Annotated in this window: 16 protein-coding genes and 2 riboswitches; of the genes, 6 read left to right on the forward strand and 10 right to left on the reverse strand. The window is 73.5% G+C overall.

The window, feature by feature from the left end; all coding sequences use genetic code 11:
* Window positions 1-64 precede the first annotated feature (64 nt).
* From ABD067_RS25400 to ABD067_RS25440, 9 genes are all read right to left on the reverse strand, one after another.
* Window positions 65-1,393 carry an IS701 family transposase gene (locus ABD067_RS25400; RefSeq protein ID WP_343898225.1) on the reverse strand — a complete coding sequence of 443 codons (1,329 nt, stop codon included), beginning with the start codon at window positions 1,391-1,393 and terminating at the stop codon, window positions 65-67.
* Between the two features lie 76 nt (window positions 1,394-1,469).
* Window positions 1,470-2,444 carry a DMT family transporter gene (locus ABD067_RS25405; RefSeq protein WP_343898226.1) on the reverse strand — a complete coding sequence of 325 codons (975 nt, stop codon included), beginning with the start codon at window positions 2,442-2,444 and terminating at the stop codon, window positions 1,470-1,472.
* Between the two features lie 67 nt (window positions 2,445-2,511).
* A complete protein-coding gene (locus ABD067_RS25410; protein WP_343898227.1) occupies window positions 2,512-2,709 on the reverse strand; it encodes a hypothetical protein in 198 nt (65 codons plus the stop codon).
* Window positions 2,710-2,740: 31 nt separating this feature from the next.
* Window positions 2,741-3,190, reverse strand: a complete 450-nt coding sequence (locus ABD067_RS25415; RefSeq protein WP_343898228.1) for a GNAT family N-acetyltransferase — start codon at window positions 3,188-3,190, stop codon at window positions 2,741-2,743.
* A 14-nt stretch (window positions 3,191-3,204) separates the two neighbouring features.
* On the reverse strand, window positions 3,205-3,786 hold the full coding sequence (locus ABD067_RS25420) for an NUDIX hydrolase (RefSeq protein WP_343898229.1): 582 nt from the start codon (window positions 3,784-3,786) through the stop codon (window positions 3,205-3,207).
* A complete protein-coding gene (gene gcvP, locus ABD067_RS25425) occupies window positions 3,783-6,704 on the reverse strand; it encodes an aminomethyl-transferring glycine dehydrogenase (RefSeq protein WP_343898230.1) in 2,922 nt (973 codons plus the stop codon). Before gcvP ends, ABD067_RS25420 begins: the two co-directional genes overlap by 4 nt.
* The gene (gene gcvH / locus ABD067_RS25430; RefSeq protein WP_343898231.1) at window positions 6,701-7,078 is read right to left on the reverse strand and encodes a glycine cleavage system protein GcvH; all 378 of its coding nucleotides are present in this window, start codon (window positions 7,076-7,078) and stop codon (window positions 6,701-6,703) included. The genes gcvP and gcvH overlap by 4 nt, the downstream gene beginning before the upstream one ends.
* Window positions 7,079-7,094: 16 nt before the next feature.
* Window positions 7,095-8,210, reverse strand: coding sequence for a glycine cleavage system aminomethyltransferase GcvT (gene gcvT / locus ABD067_RS25435; protein WP_343898232.1), 1,116 nt, complete (start codon window positions 8,208-8,210; stop codon window positions 7,095-7,097).
* 42 nt (window positions 8,211-8,252) lie between these two features.
* A riboswitch (glycine riboswitch) is annotated at window positions 8,253-8,349 on the reverse strand.
* Between the two features lie 3 nt (window positions 8,350-8,352).
* A riboswitch (glycine riboswitch) is annotated at window positions 8,353-8,463 on the reverse strand.
* 164 nt (window positions 8,464-8,627) lie between these two features.
* A complete protein-coding gene (locus tag ABD067_RS25440; protein WP_343898233.1) occupies window positions 8,628-9,167 on the reverse strand; it encodes a hypothetical protein in 540 nt (179 codons plus the stop codon).
* Window positions 9,168-9,244: 77 nt separating this feature from the next.
* Between ABD067_RS25440 and ispH the strand changes: the two genes are divergently transcribed.
* The 5 genes from ispH to ABD067_RS25465 all read left to right on the forward strand — a co-directional run bounded on the left by ispH (window position 9,245) and on the right by ABD067_RS25465 (window position 12,708).
* Complete coding sequence (gene ispH / locus ABD067_RS25445) at window positions 9,245-10,201, forward strand: 4-hydroxy-3-methylbut-2-enyl diphosphate reductase (RefSeq protein ID WP_343898234.1); 957 nt, start codon at window positions 9,245-9,247, stop codon at window positions 10,199-10,201.
* A gap of 30 nt (window positions 10,202-10,231) precedes the next feature.
* Complete coding sequence (locus ABD067_RS25450; RefSeq protein ID WP_343898235.1) at window positions 10,232-11,215, forward strand: homoserine kinase; 984 nt, start codon at window positions 10,232-10,234, stop codon at window positions 11,213-11,215.
* Entirely contained in the window at window positions 11,205-11,666 is a 462-nt protein-coding gene (gene rnhA, locus ABD067_RS25455; protein WP_343898236.1) for a ribonuclease HI, read from the forward strand. Before ABD067_RS25450 ends, rnhA begins: the two co-directional genes overlap by 11 nt.
* A complete protein-coding gene (locus ABD067_RS25460) occupies window positions 11,667-12,041 on the forward strand; it encodes a response regulator (RefSeq protein ID WP_343898237.1) in 375 nt (124 codons plus the stop codon).
* A 133-nt stretch (window positions 12,042-12,174) separates the two neighbouring features.
* On the forward strand, window positions 12,175-12,708 hold the full coding sequence (locus ABD067_RS25465) for a GNAT family N-acetyltransferase (protein WP_343898238.1): 534 nt from the start codon (window positions 12,175-12,177) through the stop codon (window positions 12,706-12,708).
* A 28-nt stretch (window positions 12,709-12,736) separates the two neighbouring features.
* Here the strand turns inward: ABD067_RS25465 and ABD067_RS25470 are convergent, their stop codons facing one another.
* Window positions 12,737-14,161 (reverse strand): coiled-coil domain-containing protein, encoded by a 1,425-nt coding sequence (locus ABD067_RS25470; RefSeq protein ID WP_343898239.1) that lies wholly within the window; start codon window positions 14,159-14,161, stop codon window positions 12,737-12,739.
* A 352-nt stretch (window positions 14,162-14,513) separates the two neighbouring features.
* Here ABD067_RS25470 and ABD067_RS25475 point away from each other — a divergent pair, with 352 nt between their 5' ends.
* A complete protein-coding gene (locus ABD067_RS25475) occupies window positions 14,514-15,329 on the forward strand; it encodes a type 2 periplasmic-binding domain-containing protein (RefSeq protein ID WP_343898240.1) in 816 nt (271 codons plus the stop codon).
* Window positions 15,330-15,383 lie beyond the last annotated feature (54 nt).

The following is a 15,383-nucleotide window of genomic DNA, read 5'->3' on the forward strand; positions in this document are numbered from 1 at the left end:
AACAGAGCATTAGGCGCTCTTAGCACTACTTTGGCTGCGTCAGCGTTGCGGGTGAGGTCGTAGTCTACGGTGGCAATGCGGGCACCGCGTGGGGTGGTCCGGCGGCCTGAGCAGCAACGCGACGAGCGCCGCGCGCACGGCGGGCAGGCTCGGCGACGGCGGCGGGCCCGGAACGCGGCGCCGCATTTTTCCCCGGCCCCGTCCGGCGTCGGTGCTCGGCGAGGCGGAGGTGCTGCAGGAACGCCAAGGCGACCATCACCATCAGGGCGTGGTGGTGCAGCCCGTGCCATGAGCGCCCCTCGAAGTGGTCGAGGCCGAGTTCTTCCTTCATCTGCTGGTGCGCTTGCTCGCAGACCCAGCGGGCCTTGATCAGGCCGGCCAGGCGCTCGACCGAGGTGCCGGCGGGCAGGTTGGAGAGGTGGTACTTCACCTCGCCGGAGGCGCGGCGCTCCCCCACCAGCCAGGCCTCTTCGCCGGGCAGGTGGATGCCGCCGCGCACCGCCTCGCCGTCGGCCACCCGCACGCGCAGAGCCGCGAACTCGGCGGCCAGCGGCGCCTTCGTGCCGCGGCGCCAGGCGATGGGGCGCCACTCGGCGCCGGCGAGCAACGCCTCGGCCGGGACCGGCCTCTCGCTCGGCACCGGCTTCAGGCGCGGCCGGCCGCGGGCGGCCTTGGGCCGGAGCAAAGCCACCTCCGTCCCGTAAGCCGCCTGGACCTTGGGGATGCCCACCGCCCAGTGGAGCCCGCGGGCCGACAGCGCCTGGCGGAACAGCGCGCTGTTGCCATACCCGGCATCGGCCAGCACGCAGCCGAACCGCAGGCCCAGGGCCACCAAGCGGTCGATCTCCCCCAAGGCGACCTCGCCCTTGGCCCGCGGGGCACGATGCGCCTGGGGCACGCCGGCCCGCTCGAGCCGGGCGGGGTCGGCCACCCAATCGCGCGGCAGGAACAAGCGCAGCGCGACGGGCACCGGCACCTCGTGGCGGGCCGGGGTCAGGGACACGAGCGTCTGGCAGTTGGCGTTCTTGCCGAGCGCGCCCGCGTACTGGTGCGCCACCCCGACCGAGGCCGAGCCCTTCTTCGGCAGCGCGGTGTCGTCCACCACCAGCACGGAATCCGCGCCGCCGACCAGCGCGTCCGCCTTCGCGGCCAGCACCGCCTCCAGCGGGGCGCCGTCCCAGGAAGGGCTGGCGACGAAGTTGTGGAGCTGGTCGTGCGCGGCCAGGCCGAGGCGCATCGACATCGGCTGCACGCTCTTGCGCTCGCCCGGCAGCAGCAGTCCGCGCAGGTAGTAGGGCGCCCAGTGCCGCCGGGCGGGATGCTCGAGCGCAACGAGGAAAGGCTCGCTCCAGGCCTTGAGTTCACTCAACCAGCCCTTGCCGTGAACTGCCATCCGTCGCCCCCGCCGCAGCAGACGGCGAGGAAACAGCGGCCAGCCTCATGCGTTTCCAACCGCAGCCAAAGTAGTGTTAGGGCGGGCCGCTCCTTCGGAGCGCGACGGAGCGGACCGCGAGCGCCGCGCGGCGGGGCAGCCGCCCGTCGATCAGCGCGAGGCCGCCGGCGATGGCGGCCATGCCCAGCGCGTGCCGCGGCGCCAGCGCCTCACCGAGCACGGCGGCGCCGAGCAGCACGGCCGAGACCGGAATCAGCAGCGTCGCCAGCAGCAGGTTCACCGGCCCGGCCGAGGCGAGTAGCCGGAAGCACAGCAGGTAGGCGAACGCGGTGGAGAAGAGGCCCAAGCCGGCCAAAGCCACTGCCACTTCGGCAGAAGGCGCCGGCAGCGCGCCCCACGGCTCCAGCAGCGCCGCGAGCGGCAGCAGGAGGAGCGAGGAAGCGGTGGTCTGCCCGGCCGCGGCGACCATGGGCGGGACGCCAAGCGCGGCGAAGCGCCGCCCCCACACGCCGGCGAAGGCGTAAGACAGGGCGGCGAGCAGCACGGCCCCCGCCGCGAGGCCGCGCCCGGCGACGCCGGCGTCGACATCCGCGCCGACCATGCCCGCGACACCGGCGAAGCCCAGAGTCGCGCCAGCCACGCGCGGCGCCGTCAGCCGCTCCGCGCCCAAGGCGTGCGCCACCAGCACCGCCCAGAGCGGCGTGGTCGCGTTGAGGATGGACGCGACGCCGGACGGCAGCCCACCAGCGCCCTGCGCCCTGCGCCCTGCGCCCTGCGCCCAGGCGATCAGGCCGAAGGGAAAGAGGTTGTTCAGCAGACTCATGCCGAGCGCGGCGCGCAAAGCCGCGCCGTCGCGCCGCACCGGCATCCGCAGGGCAGCCACTACGGCCCAGAGCGCCAGCGCCGCGACGGCGACGCGCGTCAGAACAATGGAAAGCGGCGGCCACTCCCGCACAGCCACGCCGACGAAGAAGAAGGAGCCGCCCCAGAGGACGGACAGGAGCACCAGCCCCACCCAACCGCGGGGCGCCATCGCGCGCGCCGTCTGCATGGGCGCGACTATGCCGCGGTAACAGGTGCGCGGCCGTCCGCCCGTTGCGGCGGCGCGCGGCCCGGGGTCAGTCGTCCGATCCGCCCTTGGTGGTGTCGGAAACGCCGGGAGGGTCCGGGTAGAGGTCGGACGGCACCTTGGCGTCCGGGTTGGCGGTCGTGGCACCGCCGTCCTGCACCCGCTCCCGCGTGGCCTTGGAGGCAGGATCGGCGGTGTTCATCCGCTCGCCCGCGCCGCCGGGCGGCGGTGGCCGCTTCTCGTCCATGCGGGGGCGAACGCCCGGCGCGGCCGGGGGTTCAGCCGAGCTTGATGTCGTAGGTGATCCACATGGTCCGTTGCGCCAAGCGGTCGTAGACGCCGCGGGCGCGGTAGTTGTCGTCCGCTGTGATCCAGCGGACCACGCTCCAGCCCCGTTCGCGGCCGATCTCGGCGAGGCGCCCGATCAGCGCGTCCGCCACGCGTCCGCCGCGGAAGGCGGGGTCCACGAAAAGGTCGTCGAGGAAGCCGCCGGTGGTGGCCGTGGACGGCCGGGCGAAGGCGCGGAAGTGCGCGAGGCCCACGGCGCGGCCGTCGTCGAGCGCTTCGGCCGCGAGCGCTTCCACCTCGTGCGCCGGGTCGTGGATCCAGCCCCAGACCTTGGTGCGCATCTCGGGAGTCTGCGCGACCTTGTAAAACGCGGCGTAGCCGGCGAAGAGGCGCTCCCAATCAGCGCGGTGGCGCGCGGCGAGCGGGACGATGCGGACCATCGACGATGCCTCCCTCAGAACGCGATGCGCCCGGCCGCGCGCAAGCCGAGCAGGATGCCGCCGGCGTGCGCCGCGTTCGCCACGGCTCCGCGCGAGAGTCCGTCCAGGAGTTCGGCGACCGGGTGCAGTTCCACCGCGATCTCCTCCGTCGGGTCGGGGCTAGGGTCGGCCACGCGCTCCGCCCCGAGGGCGAGGAGGAAGCGGAGGCGGTTGTTCATGTGCGCCGGGTCGGGCGAGAGCGCCGGGAGTTCGCGGTACTCGGCGGCGTCGTAGCCAGTCTCCTCCCGCAACTCGCGCCGGCCGGCGGCCACGGGGTCCGCGTCGCCGGGGTCCACGGCGCCGCCGGGCAGCTCCAAGGACGCCGCGCCGAGGCCCGGCCGCCACTGCCGCACCATCACGGCGCGGTCGTCGGCGGTGAGCGCCAGCACATGGACCCAGTCGGGCCAATCGAGGATGTACCACGGGTCGAGCCCCGCGCCGGCGGCGTTCTCCCAAGCCTCGGCGCGCAGGTGTATCCAACGGTCGCGGACCAGGGTGCGGGCGCCGCCGGTGCGCCGCCAGGGACGCACCGCGGACGGCGGCGCCCCCGCGGTCACTCCGCCGCCCGCAACTGCGCCTGCTGCGCGTACTCCTCCAGCGGCGCGCAGGTGCAGACCAGGTTGCGGTCGCCATGGACGTTGTCCACGCGCTTCACCGGCGGCCAGTACTTGTGCGCCCGCACGAAGGGCAGCGGGAAGGCCGCCTGCTCGCGCCCGTAGGGGTGCGCCCACTTCTCGGCCATGACCTCGGCCGCGGTGTGGGGCGCGTTCTTCAGCGGATTGTCGGCGCGGTCGCTGCGGCCCTGCTCGATCGCGCGGATCTCGGCGCGGATGGCGACCATGGCGTCCACGAAGCGGTCGAGTTCCGCGAGCGGCTCGCTCTCGGTGGGCTCCACCATCAGCGTGCCGGCCACCGGCCAGGACATGGTAGGCGCGTGGAAGCCGTAGTCCTGCAAGCGTTTGGCGATGTCCTCCACCGTCACGCCGCCCCCTTGCTGGAAGCCGCGGCAGTCGAGGATGCACTCGTGCGCCACCATGCCGCGCGCGCCGCGGTAGAGCACCGGGTAGTGCCCCTCCAGCCGCTTCGCCACGTAGTTCGCGGAGAGGATCGCCACCCGCGTCGCGCGCGTGAGGCCCTCGGCGCCCATCATGCGGATGTAGGCGTAGGAGATGGGAAGGATGCCGGCGCTGCCGAAGGGCGCGGCGCTGACCGGGCCGTAACCCGTCTCCGGTCCGGCGCCGGGGTGCATCGGGTGGTTCGGCAGGTGCGGCGCGAGGTGCGCGGCGACGCCGATCGGCCCGACACCGGGGCCGCCGCCGCCGTGCGGGATGCAGAAGGTTTTGTGGAGGTTGAGGTGGCACACGTCGGCGCCGATCGCGGCCGGCGAGGTCAGCCCCACCTGCGCGTTCATGTTGGCGCCGTCCATGTAGACCTGGCCGCCGTGCTCGTGGACCAGGGCGCAGATCTCGCGGATGCCCTCCTCGAACACGCCGTGCGTGCTGGGGTACGTCACCATGAGCGCCGCCAACCGCGCGGAGTGCTGCTCGGCTTTGGCGCGGAGGTCGGCCACGTCCACGTTGCCGTCGCGGTCGCAGGCGACCACCACGACCCTCATGCCCGCCATCACGGCGCTCGCAGGGTTGGTGCCGTGCGCGGAGGACGGGATGAGGCACACGTCGCGCCCCGCCTCGCCGCGCGCGCGGTGGTATGCGCGGATGGCCAAGAGGCCCGCGTACTCGCCCTGGCTGCCGGCGTTGGGCTGGAGCGAGACGGCGGCGAAGCCCGTCACCGCGCAGAGCCAGTCGGCCAAGCGCCGCGTGAGTTCGGCGTAGCCCTCCGCCTGCTCGGGCGGCGCGAAGGGGTGGACGTCCGCGAAGCCGGGGAACGTCACCGGCATCATCTCGGCCGTGGCGTTCAGCTTCATGGTGCAGGAGCCGAGCGGGATCATGCTGCGGTTCAGCGCCACGTCGCGGTCTTCCAACCGCTTGAGGTAGCGCAGCATCGCGTGCTCGCTGCGGTGGGTGTTGAAGACCTCGGCCGTGAGGAAGGGCGAGCGTCGGGCAAGGGCCGCCGGCAACTCGGGCGCCGGCGCGAGGTCGGACAAGTCGGCCACCGAGGCGCCCGCCGCCTCGGCGATCGCCGCCGCCAACGACGAAAGCTCCTCGCGCGTCACCGTCTCGTCCAGGCTGACGGCGACGCAGCCCGCGTCCACGCGGCGCAGGTTGAAGCCGCGGCCGAGCGCCGCGCGCACCAGTGCATCGGCCTTGCCGCCGGCCTCGATGGCGACAGTGTCGAAAAAGGTTTCGTGGCGCAGCGCGAAGCCGGCCCGATTGGCGGCGTCGGCCAGCATCCCGGCTTGGAGGCGCACCCGTCGCGCGATGCGCGCGAGGCCCTCCGGCCCGTGCCACACCGCGTACATGCCGGCCATCACCGCCAGCAGCACCTGAGCGGTGCAGATGTTGCTCGTCGCCTTCTCGCGCCGGATGTGCTGCTCGCGCGTCTGGAGCGCGAGGCGCATCGCCGGCTGCCCCGCCGCGTCCCGGGAGACGCCGACCAGCCGCCCCGGCAAGAGGCGCTTGTGCGCGTCCTTCACCGCCATGTAGGCGGCGTGCGGCCCGCCGTAGCCGAGCGGCACGCCGAAGCGTTGCGTGCTGCCCACGACGACGTCCGCGCCCATCTCGCCGGGCGGGGTCAGCAGGCAGAGCGAGAGCGGGTCGGCGCAGACGATGGCCAGCGCCCCGGCCTTGTGCGCCGCCGCGATCTCGGGCGAGAGGTCGCGCGCCTCGCCGGTGGTGCCGGGGTATTGCAGCAGCACGGCGAAGGGCTTCTCCGCGCCCGCCGCCGCGTCGGCGATCTCCGCCGGCGGCACCACCTTCACCTCGGTGCCGACGGGCTCGGCCCGCGTCCGCACCACGGCCAGCGTCTGCGGGTGCAGGTCCGCCGCCGCCAACAGCACGCGGCCCTTGCCGCGGTGCGCCGCGTGGGCGAGAGCCACCGCCTCCGCCGCCGCTGTGCCCTCGTCCAGCAAGGAGGCGTTGGCGACAGGGAGCCCCGTGAGGTCCGCCACCGCCGTTTGAAAGTTCACCAGCGCTTCCAGCCGCCCCTGCGCGATCTCGGCTTGGTAGGGCGTGTAGGCCGTGTACCAGCCCGGGTTCTCCAGCACGTTGCGCTGGATGACCGGCGGGACGTGGGTGTTGTGGTAGCCCAGGCCGATCAGCGACTTCACGCGCCACCGGTTGCGCTCGCTCAATTCGCGCAATTCGGCCATGGCCTCCGCCTCGGTGGACGGCGCGGGCAGGGCCGAGAGGTCGGCGCCCGCGATGGCGGCAGGCAGGGTGCGCGCGGCCAAGTCTTCCAGGCTTTCGGCGCCCACCACGCGCAGCATGGCGGCGATCTCGTCGTCTGTCGGCGCGACATGGCGCTCGATGAAGGCGCCATGGTCCTCCAGCGCGGTCAGCTCCTTCAAAGCGCTCACGCCTGGCTCTCCACGAAACGCTGGTAGCCCGCTTCGTCCATCAGCTCGTCCAGCGCCGCCGCGTCGGCGATCTCCAGCTTGTAGAACCAGCCCTCGCCGGTCGGGTCGCGGTTGACCAGGCCGGGGTCCTCGGACAGGCGCTCGTTGGCTTCCACCACCCGGCCGGCCAACGGCGCGTACACGTCCGACGCCGCCTTGACGCTCTCCACCACCGCGCAAGCCTCGTTGGCGCCGACCTCGCGCCCGACTTCCGGCAGATCGACGAACACCACGTCGCCGAGCGCGGTCTGCGCGTGGTCGGTGATGCCGACCGTGGCCACGTCGCCCTCCAGGCGGACCCATTCGTGGCTGGTCGTGTACTTGGTGTCTGGCATCGGGCGGGCTCCGGGATCAGCGCGCGTAGCGGTGCGGGGTGAAGGGCAGAGGGGCGACGCGGGCGGGCAAGGCGCGGCCGCGCACCATCAATTCGAGGGCGGTCCCGTCGCCGGCGTGCGGGCGGGCGACGTAGCCCATCGCCATGGGCCCGCCGAGCGACGGGCCGAAGCCGCCGGACGTCACCTCGCCGATGGCCGCACCGCCGTCGCCGGGCGCGTGGATAGGTGTGTGGCCGCGGGCAGGTTGGCGGCCTTCGGGCTTGATGCCGACGCGGAGCCGAGACGGGCCGCTCGACAGCTCCTCCCGCACACGCTCGGCACCGGGGAAGTCCCATTCGGTGCGGCGGCGCTTGCCGATCGTCCAGGTGAGCGCCGCCTCCACCGGGCTGGTGGTCTCGTCGATATCGTTGCCGTAGAGGCAAAGGCCGGCTTCGAGGCGGAGCGAATCGCGCGCCCCGAGGCCGGCGAGCGCGGCCCCCGGCAGGGCCAGCAGCGCCTCGGCCAACCGCTCGGCCTCCTCGGCCGGCGCGCTGATCTCGAACCCGTCCTCGCCGGTGTAGCCGCTACGGCTGGCGAGCACGGGGACGCCGGCGATGCGCGCCTCGGCCACACCCATGAAGGGGAGCGCTGCGAGGTCCGGCGCCGACGGCGCGAGGGCCGCCGCCGCGCCGGGCCCCTGGAAAGCGAGCAGCGCTCGGTCCGGCAGACGACGCAAGGCGACTCCGGCAGGCAGCGCCGCCTCGACCAGCGCGAAATCCTCCTCCTTGCGGGAGGCGTTCACCACCAGGAATAGCCGGTCGCCGAGGTTCGCCACCATGAAGTCGTCGAAGATGCCGCCAGTCATGGTGGTGAACAGGGCGTAGCGCTGGCGGCCAGGCTTGAGGCCGCGGACGTCCGCCGGGGTCAGCGCCTCCAGCGCCGCCGCGGCGCCTTCCCCGCGCAGCTCGGCTTGCCCCATGTGGGACACGTCGAACAGCGCGGCGCCGGACCGGCAGGCCAAGTGCTCGGCCATGATGCCGGCCGGGTAGTGGACCGGCATGGCATAGCCCGCGAAGGGCACCATGCGGCCGCCGAGCCGGCGGTGCAGCCCGGCGAGCGGGGTTTCGAGGAGCGCTTCTCCGGATTCGGCCACGTATCCCCCTGCCGCGCGTGGCGGCGTTCAGATCGTGGCCCCCCTCTGTCCGAAGACCTGAGAGATTCGGCCGCCCTCCCAGGCGTGCCTTACTCCGTCGGTGCCAGCGCCACATGGGCGGCGCCGGGCTTTCCAGAGGCCCCTCCCCCGCGCGGTTCCTGTGCCTGAGCGTTTCCGGGGGCCGGTTGCGCCTTCGGCGGCGGCAATCACCCGCGCGTATACACGGGGCGCCACTCTCTCCCGCACGGGATCAACGGGTGTCCCCACTCGTGTAGCCCGCCGCGCGTCGCGGACGCAACCATCGTGCGGCGGCGACCGCATGCCAATCCAGAGAGGGGCGGGCGAACGCTGTTGTTCCAAGCCAAACTCGGGACGCAAGCCCCGACCCCGCGCGCTGGCAGTGCGACGAGCGAAAGCCTACCGCGGCCCCCGCCGCCGGTTCACCGCCACGTCTTCCGGCGTCAACTCGAAGGACACCAAGATACGATAATCCGTGGCCCGCCGCTCTTCACCCACCGGCAAGGACAGGCGCACCGGCTCGGCCGCGCCCGTGGCGCGGGTTTCGCCGCGATTGAAGGCCAGCCGTTCCACAAAGCTCTGCCGCTGCAGGATCTCGTCGCCCGGCCCCACCACCGCCACGAACCAGGGCAGTTCCGCCACCCGTGCGTCGCCGCCGGCCGGCCCCCGCTCCACCACGAAGGACGGAGTCAGCGTCACCTCGAGGCTGCGGTCGCGCCTGCCGGGGCGGCAGGACCCGTTCAACCCCGTGAGGCGCGCGTCGAAGACCAGGGTGGTGAGGTCCTGCACCGGCCCCGGCCGCCAACGGGTGAGGTCCGCGCCGTCGGACAGGATGCCGGGCCGCGGGCAGGCCACCGGCAAGGCGGGGCCCCGGTCGCCGCCGCAGGCCGCCGGAACCAGGCCTGCCAGCGCCGCAGCCAGGACAAGTCGCACCCGCATCCCCATCTCCCCTTTGAGCGCACCCCGGCCGGCGGCTAGCTTGCCGCCCGCCCCATCAAACGAGCGAACGGCCACCTATGCACGACACGCGATGCCTGAACATCCTGCTGGCCGGCCCGCGCGGCTTCTGCGCCGGGGTGGACCGCGCCATCAAGATCGTGGAGGAGGCCATCCGCCGGTACGGCGCCCCGGTCTACGTGCGCCACGAGATCGTCCACAACCGTTTCGTGGTGGAAACCCTGGAGCGCCAGGGCGCGGTCTTCGTAGAAGAGCTGGACGAGGTGCCGGATGACGCGCCGGTGGTGTTCTCCGCCCACGGCGTCCCCAAAAGCGTGCCGGCCGAGGCCGAACGTCGGAAGCTATTCTATCTCGATGCCACCTGTCCGCTGGTCAGCAAGGTCCACCGCGAGGCCGAGCACCACGCCGGGCGCGGCCGCCACATCCTGCTGATCGGCCACGCCGGCCACCCGGAGGTGGTGGGCACCATGGGCCAGCTCGAACCGGGCACGGTGAGCTTGGTGGAGGACGCCGAGCAGGCGGCCCGGGTGGAGGTGCCGCAAGGCGTGCCGCTGGCCTTCATCACCCAGACCACGCTCTCCGTGGACGACACGGCGGAGATCGTGGCGGCGTTGCAACGGCGCTTTCCCGGCATCTCGGCGCCGGCCAAGGAGGACATCTGCTACGCCACCACCAACCGGCAGGCGGCGGTGAAGGAGATCGCGCCGCGCGTGCAACTCATGGTGGTGGTGGGGGCGCCCAACTCCTCCAACTCGCTCCGGCTGGTGGAGGTGGCGGAGCGCGCCGGCTGCCCGCGGGCGGTGATGGTGCAGCGCGGGCGCGACCTCGACCTCGCCCTGCTGGAGGGCGTCACCGATCTCGGCGTCACCGCGGGCGCCAGCGCCCCGGAGGTGCTGGTGGAGGAGGTGCTGGCCCGCCTGCGCGAGCGATACGACCTCCGCATCGAGGAGGTGGTGGTGGCGGAGGAGCGGATCACCTTCAAGCTGCCCGCCGCGCTCCAGCCCGCGCCGGCGTGACCTCCCTGCGGCGACCCTGACGGACCGCGCATGGCCGTCTACACCGACGTGCAGGACGACGCGCTGCGCGCCTTCCTGCTCGACTACGACGTGGGCGGGTTGCTCGCGTTCCGCGGCATCGCCGAGGGGGTGGAGAACTCCAACTACGCCCTCCGCACGGAAGCCGGCGACTTCATCCTGACCCTCTACGAACGGCGCGTGGATCCGGGCGAACTGCCTTGGTTCCTCGGGTTGATGGAACACTTGGCCGCCCGCGGCCTGCCCTGCCCGCTGCCGGTGAAGGCGCGTGACGGGCAGGCGCTCCGCGAACTCGCCGGGCGGCCGGCGGCGGTTTGCACCTTCCTTTCCGGCGTGTGGCCGCGCCGCGTTCGGCCGGAGCACTGCGCGCCGCTCGGCGAAGCGCTGGCCCGCCTGCACCTGGCCGGCGAGGGCTTCGCCGCCACGCGGCCCAACGCGCTCGGACCGGCTGGGTGGCCACCGCTGCTCGACCGCTGCCGCGCGGAGGGCGACGCCGTCCAGCCCGGCTTGGTCGCCGAGTTGGACGGGGCGCTCGCGGCCATCCTCCGCGACTGGCCCGCGCCGGGCGCGCTGCCGGAAGGGCACATCCACGCGGACCTGTTCCCGGACAACGTCTTCTTCCTGCCCGGCCCGGACGGAAAGCCGCGCGTGTCCGGCCTGATCGACTTCTACTTCGCCTGCACCGACCTCTTGGCTTACGACCTCGCGGTGTGCCTGAACGCTTGGTGCTTCGAGCCCGACGGCCGCACCTTCAACGTGACCAGGGCGCACGCCTTGCTGTCGGCCTACGGCGCGCTGCGCCCCTTGTCGGGGACCGAGCGCGCCGCGCTGCCGGTGCTTTGCCGCGGTGCGGCGCTGCGCTTCCTGCTCACGCGGTTGCACGATTGGACGGAAACGCCGGCCGGCGCGCTCGTCACCCGCAAGGACCCGTTGGAATACCTGCGCAAGCTGCGCTTCTTCGCCCGCGCCGAGGGGGGCGCCGACATTGGACTCTGACCAAGCGGAACAGACGGCCACGGCCGTCGAGGTCTGGACCGACGGCGGCTGCAAGCCCAACCCCGGCCCCGGCGGGTGGGCGGCCATCCTGCGTTACAACGGGAGCGAGCGCGAACTCTCCGGCGCCGACCCCGCGACCACCAACAACCGCATGGAGCTGACGGCGGCTATCAGCGCGCTGGAGGCGCTGAAACGCCCCTGCCGCGTCGTGCTGCACACCGACAGCGAGTACGTGCGCAACGGGCTCACGCGCTGGGTGGCGGGCTGGGTGCGCAACAACTGGCGCAACGCCGCGCGCGACCCGGTGGCGAACATGGAATTGTGGCAGCGCCTGCTCGCCGCCGCCAAGCCGCACCAAGTCGAGTGGAAGTGGGTGCGCGGCCACGCAGGCGACGCGATGAACGAACGCGCGGACCGGCTGGCGACGGCGGCCCGGATGCGGGGCGGGTAGATGCGGGTGCTGCTGATCGACGACGACCCGCTGGTGCGGCAGTTGCTCGCGGACACGCTCGCCGACGAGGGGATCGAGGTGGACGGGCTCGCCAACGCGGAGGACGCCTTGGTCCTGCTCGGCGCCGGCCAAGTGCCGGACGTGCTGGTGGCGGACATCGACCTCGGGCCGGGTCTGAGCGGGCTCGACCTCGCCGGCATCGCGCGGGAGCGCCACCCGGCGGTGGAGGTGGTGCTGATCAGCGGCACGGCGCCCGACCCGGCCCGAACGTCGCCGGACCGCCACGAGCGCTTCCTCCAGAAGCCCTTCGCCCCCGCCGCGTTGGCCGAGGCGATCCGCGGCGCTGCGCGGGACGCGGCGGCATCGGACCCCTGACGCGGCGGCCCCCTGCGGGGTTGTGGTGGCCGCGGGCCAGCGGATGTGGTACATTGTCTTTGTGCGGCGCATCCATGCAGCCGCGCCGACAAGGACCCCTCCGGGGGTTCACGTCACAACGGAAGGGTGGCCCGTGCGCCCCCGAAGACTTGAGCTCCGCGAGCCGCGGAGCGCAACCGAGTGGGATCGCCTGCACGCGATCCGCAAGACGCACATCTTCGACGTGTACCACCCTCCGGACGGCCCCTGGCCGTGCGAGTACGACCCCGCGCACCCGGACGACCGCGATTCGGCTAACAGGCCGCTGCTGCTGTTCGCCGACGACGAGGTCGCGGGCACCCTGCGCCTCGACCTCAAGCCCGATGGCAGGGCGGTGATACGCTTGGTGGCCCTAGAGCCCGGCTTCCGCGGCGGCGGCCTCGGCGCGGCTATCCTGGAGTTGGCCGAAGGTTTGGCGTTGGACTCGGGCGCCCGGATGCTGTGCGTCAACGCGCAGCCCGGGGTGGTCGGCTTCTACGCCCGCCGGGGCTTCACGCCCGGGAGGTGGGAGGGCTGCACCACCTGCCCGCGGGGCGTGCCCATGGCGAAGCCGCTCATGGGCGGGCTGCCGATCCGGCCCGAGGTGCGGCCCGTCCCGGCCGGGCCGCACCTGCAAAGGGCGGCTTGACCCCCCTCGCGCGGGCTCGGCGGCTGCGTCAGCGGGTGGGGCCGGCCCCACCCTGGCTTTCCGCCCCGCCCGGCGTGGGCGCGACGGTAGGTGCGCCGCTGCGGTCCGCCGCTGCGGCAGCCTGCTCCCGCAGCGACACGAGTTCGCGGCGCTGGCCTTCCAAGCGGGCCTCGCCTTCGGCCAGCGCCCGGTCGAGGTCCTGGCGGCGGCGGTCCATGGCTTCGAGCTGGGCCCGCAACGCACGCTCCTCCTGCCGCGCTTGTTCCAGCGCTTGGCGGGACGCGTCGGCGCCGCGGGCGAGGTCCGCTGACCGTGTTTCGGCCTCTTGCACTCGGGCGCCGGCCTGCTCCGTCCCGCGCGCCGTGTCGGCGAGCCGGGCAGCGGCCTGATCCAACGCCGCGTTGCGCTCCGCCATGGTTCGTTCCGCGTCGACGAGTTGCTGCCGCAGCGCTTGGCGGCGCTGCTCCTCGGCGGCCGCCTGCTGGGCGAGCGCGGCGAGGCGCTGCTCGGCACCCCGGAGCCCGGTGCCCAACTCCGCGGAACGCGCTTCCAGCGCGCGGAGGGACGCCTCGGCCGCTTCGCGCTCGGCCATGGCGCGCGCCCTCTCGGCTTGGGCTTCCTGCCCGGCGGCCCGGCGCGCGGCCAAGTCACTTTCGGCTTCCGCCACCGCCGCGCGGAGCTGCCCCAAGCGCCCTTCGGCGACACCGATGGCGCCCGTCAGTTCGGCGATGCGCGCCTCGAGGCCGCGCACCCGGCCAGTCGCCTCTTCGATGTCGCGGACCGTTTCGGACTGGCGGGCCGAGGCTTGGTCGACCGCGGCGGTGCGGTCGGCGAGGGTTCGCTCGGCCGCCGCCACCTGCTCCCGCAGCGCCTGCAATCGCTGCTCTTCACCGGACGCGCCGGCTGCCAGCTCCGTCGCGCGGGCTTCCAGGGTCCGCAGGCGGCTTGCGGCCTCCTCGGCCGCGCGCGTCGTCGCGGTCAGGTTGGCCGTGGCGCCCGTCATCGCCTCGCGGCGGGACGCGAGTTCCGCTTCGGCCGTGGACGCGTCCTCGCGCAGCGCCTGCAACCGCCGCTCGGCCGCGGCCGCCGCTTGGCCGAGTTCGCCGACCCGCCGCTCGGCCGCTGCGATGGCGTCGCGGAGTTCGGCGGAGCGCGCCTCACCGGCGGCGTGGGTCTGTTCGGCGGCGCCCAGTTCGGCGCGGAGCGTTTGCAGGCGGTTGTTGATGGCGGCGAGGTCGCCCGCGGCACGGCGTTCGCCGGCCAAGGTCGCTTCCGTTTGCCCGGCCCGCTGCTCCAGCGTCCGGTAACGCGCGTCGGCGGCGGCCAGCTCGTTCGCGCGGGAACCGGCCGTGCTGGCCCGCTCAATCGCCACTCCCCAGCCGAGGAGGGCCGCGAGCGAGAGCCCGCCGACCGTGTACAACGCGGGTCTCGGCCAGTTGCTGATCGGCGTCATGCCACCACTCCCCGTGTCCGCTGCCGCCATCGGTGCCCGCCCCTCGCCCGGCCAGCGGGGGCATTTGCGGCGGGCATGGGCGCATATGCCCTCGGCCGGAAGCAGCGCGCCAGCGCCCGAGCCGTTGCTTGAGAATCTGTTATGTGAGCGGCTGCTACGTGTGATCCGGACGTCTGGACGCATTGCGAACAGTACGATCGCTCCGCCGCCCGAAGCAGGACGGCCGTCGGCGCGCCAGGGACCGGACCGGCCTGGAGCGTTGCCGCCCATCGGGCGGTGGCGGTAATCGGCCGCGGCCTGACCGGCGTGGGAGGTGTCCATGTCGTGCTTTCCACGCGGGCGCCGCCAAACGATGCGGGCAGCCGCCTCCATCCTCGCAGGTTTCGCCGTCCCGCCCGCCGCCGCTTGGTCCCAGCCCCGGACAGCCGCCGATGGCGCCGCGCGAGAGGCGCTCGCGCCGACGGGCCGGCTCCGCGCCGCGCTGATCGTATCGAACCCGGTGCTGGTCCAGCGTGACGCGGCGACCGGCGCGCTCGGCGGAGGCTCCGTCGAGCCGGCGCGCGCGTTGGCCGACAGCCTCGGCGTGCCGCTGGAGCCCGTGCCCTACGCCATCCCTGCCCAATACGCCGAAAGCTTGGCAGGCGGCGCACCGTGGGACGCCGGGTTCGCGGCACGCGACCCCGCGCGGGGCGAGTTCGTGGGCTTCGGCCCGACCTACATGGAGGTGGACAACGTCTTCCTGGTCCCGCCCGGCTCGGACCTGGCGACCGTGGGCGACGTGGACCGCACCGGGATGCGCGTAGCCGTCCCGAGGGGCAGCGCCCCGGACCTGTTCCTCTCGCGCACCCTGAAGAACGCCGAACCGGTGCGCGTGCCCGGCGGCGTCGAACCGGCTGTCGAGGTTCTCGCCTCAGGCCGCGCCGACGCTTACGGCGAGAACGCGCACCTGCTGCACGGCGTTATGGCGCGGTTGCCATCCGGCGCCCGCATCCTGGAAGGGCGTTTCAACGTCGTGCAAATGGCCGTCGCGGTGCCGGAGGGGCGCGGCGCGGCCGGGCTGGATCACCTCGGCCGGTTCATCGCGGAAGCGCGGCGCGACGGCACCGTCGCGCGGGCCATGAAGCGCGCGGGATTGCGTGGTGTTCGGGTGCATCGCCCCGAACGCTGAGTGTCCGCTTGAGAAGGGCGGCCGGGGGCTTCCCCTGCCCGAGGAAGCGGCGGC

It is taken from the genome of Craurococcus roseus (assembly GCF_039523795.1).
In the GTDB taxonomy this organism is placed as follows: domain Bacteria; phylum Pseudomonadota; class Alphaproteobacteria; order Acetobacterales; family Acetobacteraceae; genus Craurococcus; species Craurococcus roseus.

Bases quoted from the DNA above. Each gene is read 5' to 3' on its own strand.
- ABD067_RS25400 (WP_343898225.1), bottom strand. From the start codon at position 1,393: ATGGCAGTTCACGGCAAGGGCTGGTTGAGTGAACTCAAGGCCTGGAGC.
- ABD067_RS25415 (WP_343898228.1), bottom strand. From the start codon at position 3,190: ATGGTCCGCATCGTCCCGCTCGCCGCGCGCCACCGCGCTGATTGGGAG.
- ABD067_RS25450 (WP_343898235.1), top strand. From the start codon at position 10,232: ATGGCCGTCTACACCGACGTGCAGGACGACGCGCTGCGCGCCTTCCTG.
- ABD067_RS25475 (WP_343898240.1), top strand. From the start codon at position 14,514: ATGCGGGCAGCCGCCTCCATCCTCGCAGGTTTCGCCGTCCCGCCCGCC.
- ABD067_RS25460 (WP_343898237.1), top strand. From the start codon at position 11,667: ATGCGGGTGCTGCTGATCGACGACGACCCGCTGGTGCGGCAGTTGCTC.
- ABD067_RS25410 (WP_343898227.1), bottom strand. From the start codon at position 2,709: ATGGACGAGAAGCGGCCACCGCCGCCCGGCGGCGCGGGCGAGCGGATG.
- gcvH (WP_343898231.1), bottom strand. From the start codon at position 7,078: ATGCCAGACACCAAGTACACGACCAGCCACGAATGGGTCCGCCTGGAG.
- ABD067_RS25470 (WP_343898239.1), bottom strand. From the start codon at position 14,161: ATGACGCCGATCAGCAACTGGCCGAGACCCGCGTTGTACACGGTCGGC.
- ABD067_RS25405 (WP_343898226.1), bottom strand. From the start codon at position 2,444: ATGCAGACGGCGCGCGCGATGGCGCCCCGCGGTTGGGTGGGGCTGGTG.
- ABD067_RS25440 (WP_343898233.1), bottom strand. From the start codon at position 9,167: ATGCGGGTGCGACTTGTCCTGGCTGCGGCGCTGGCAGGCCTGGTTCCG.
- ispH (WP_343898234.1), top strand. From the start codon at position 9,245: ATGCACGACACGCGATGCCTGAACATCCTGCTGGCCGGCCCGCGCGGC.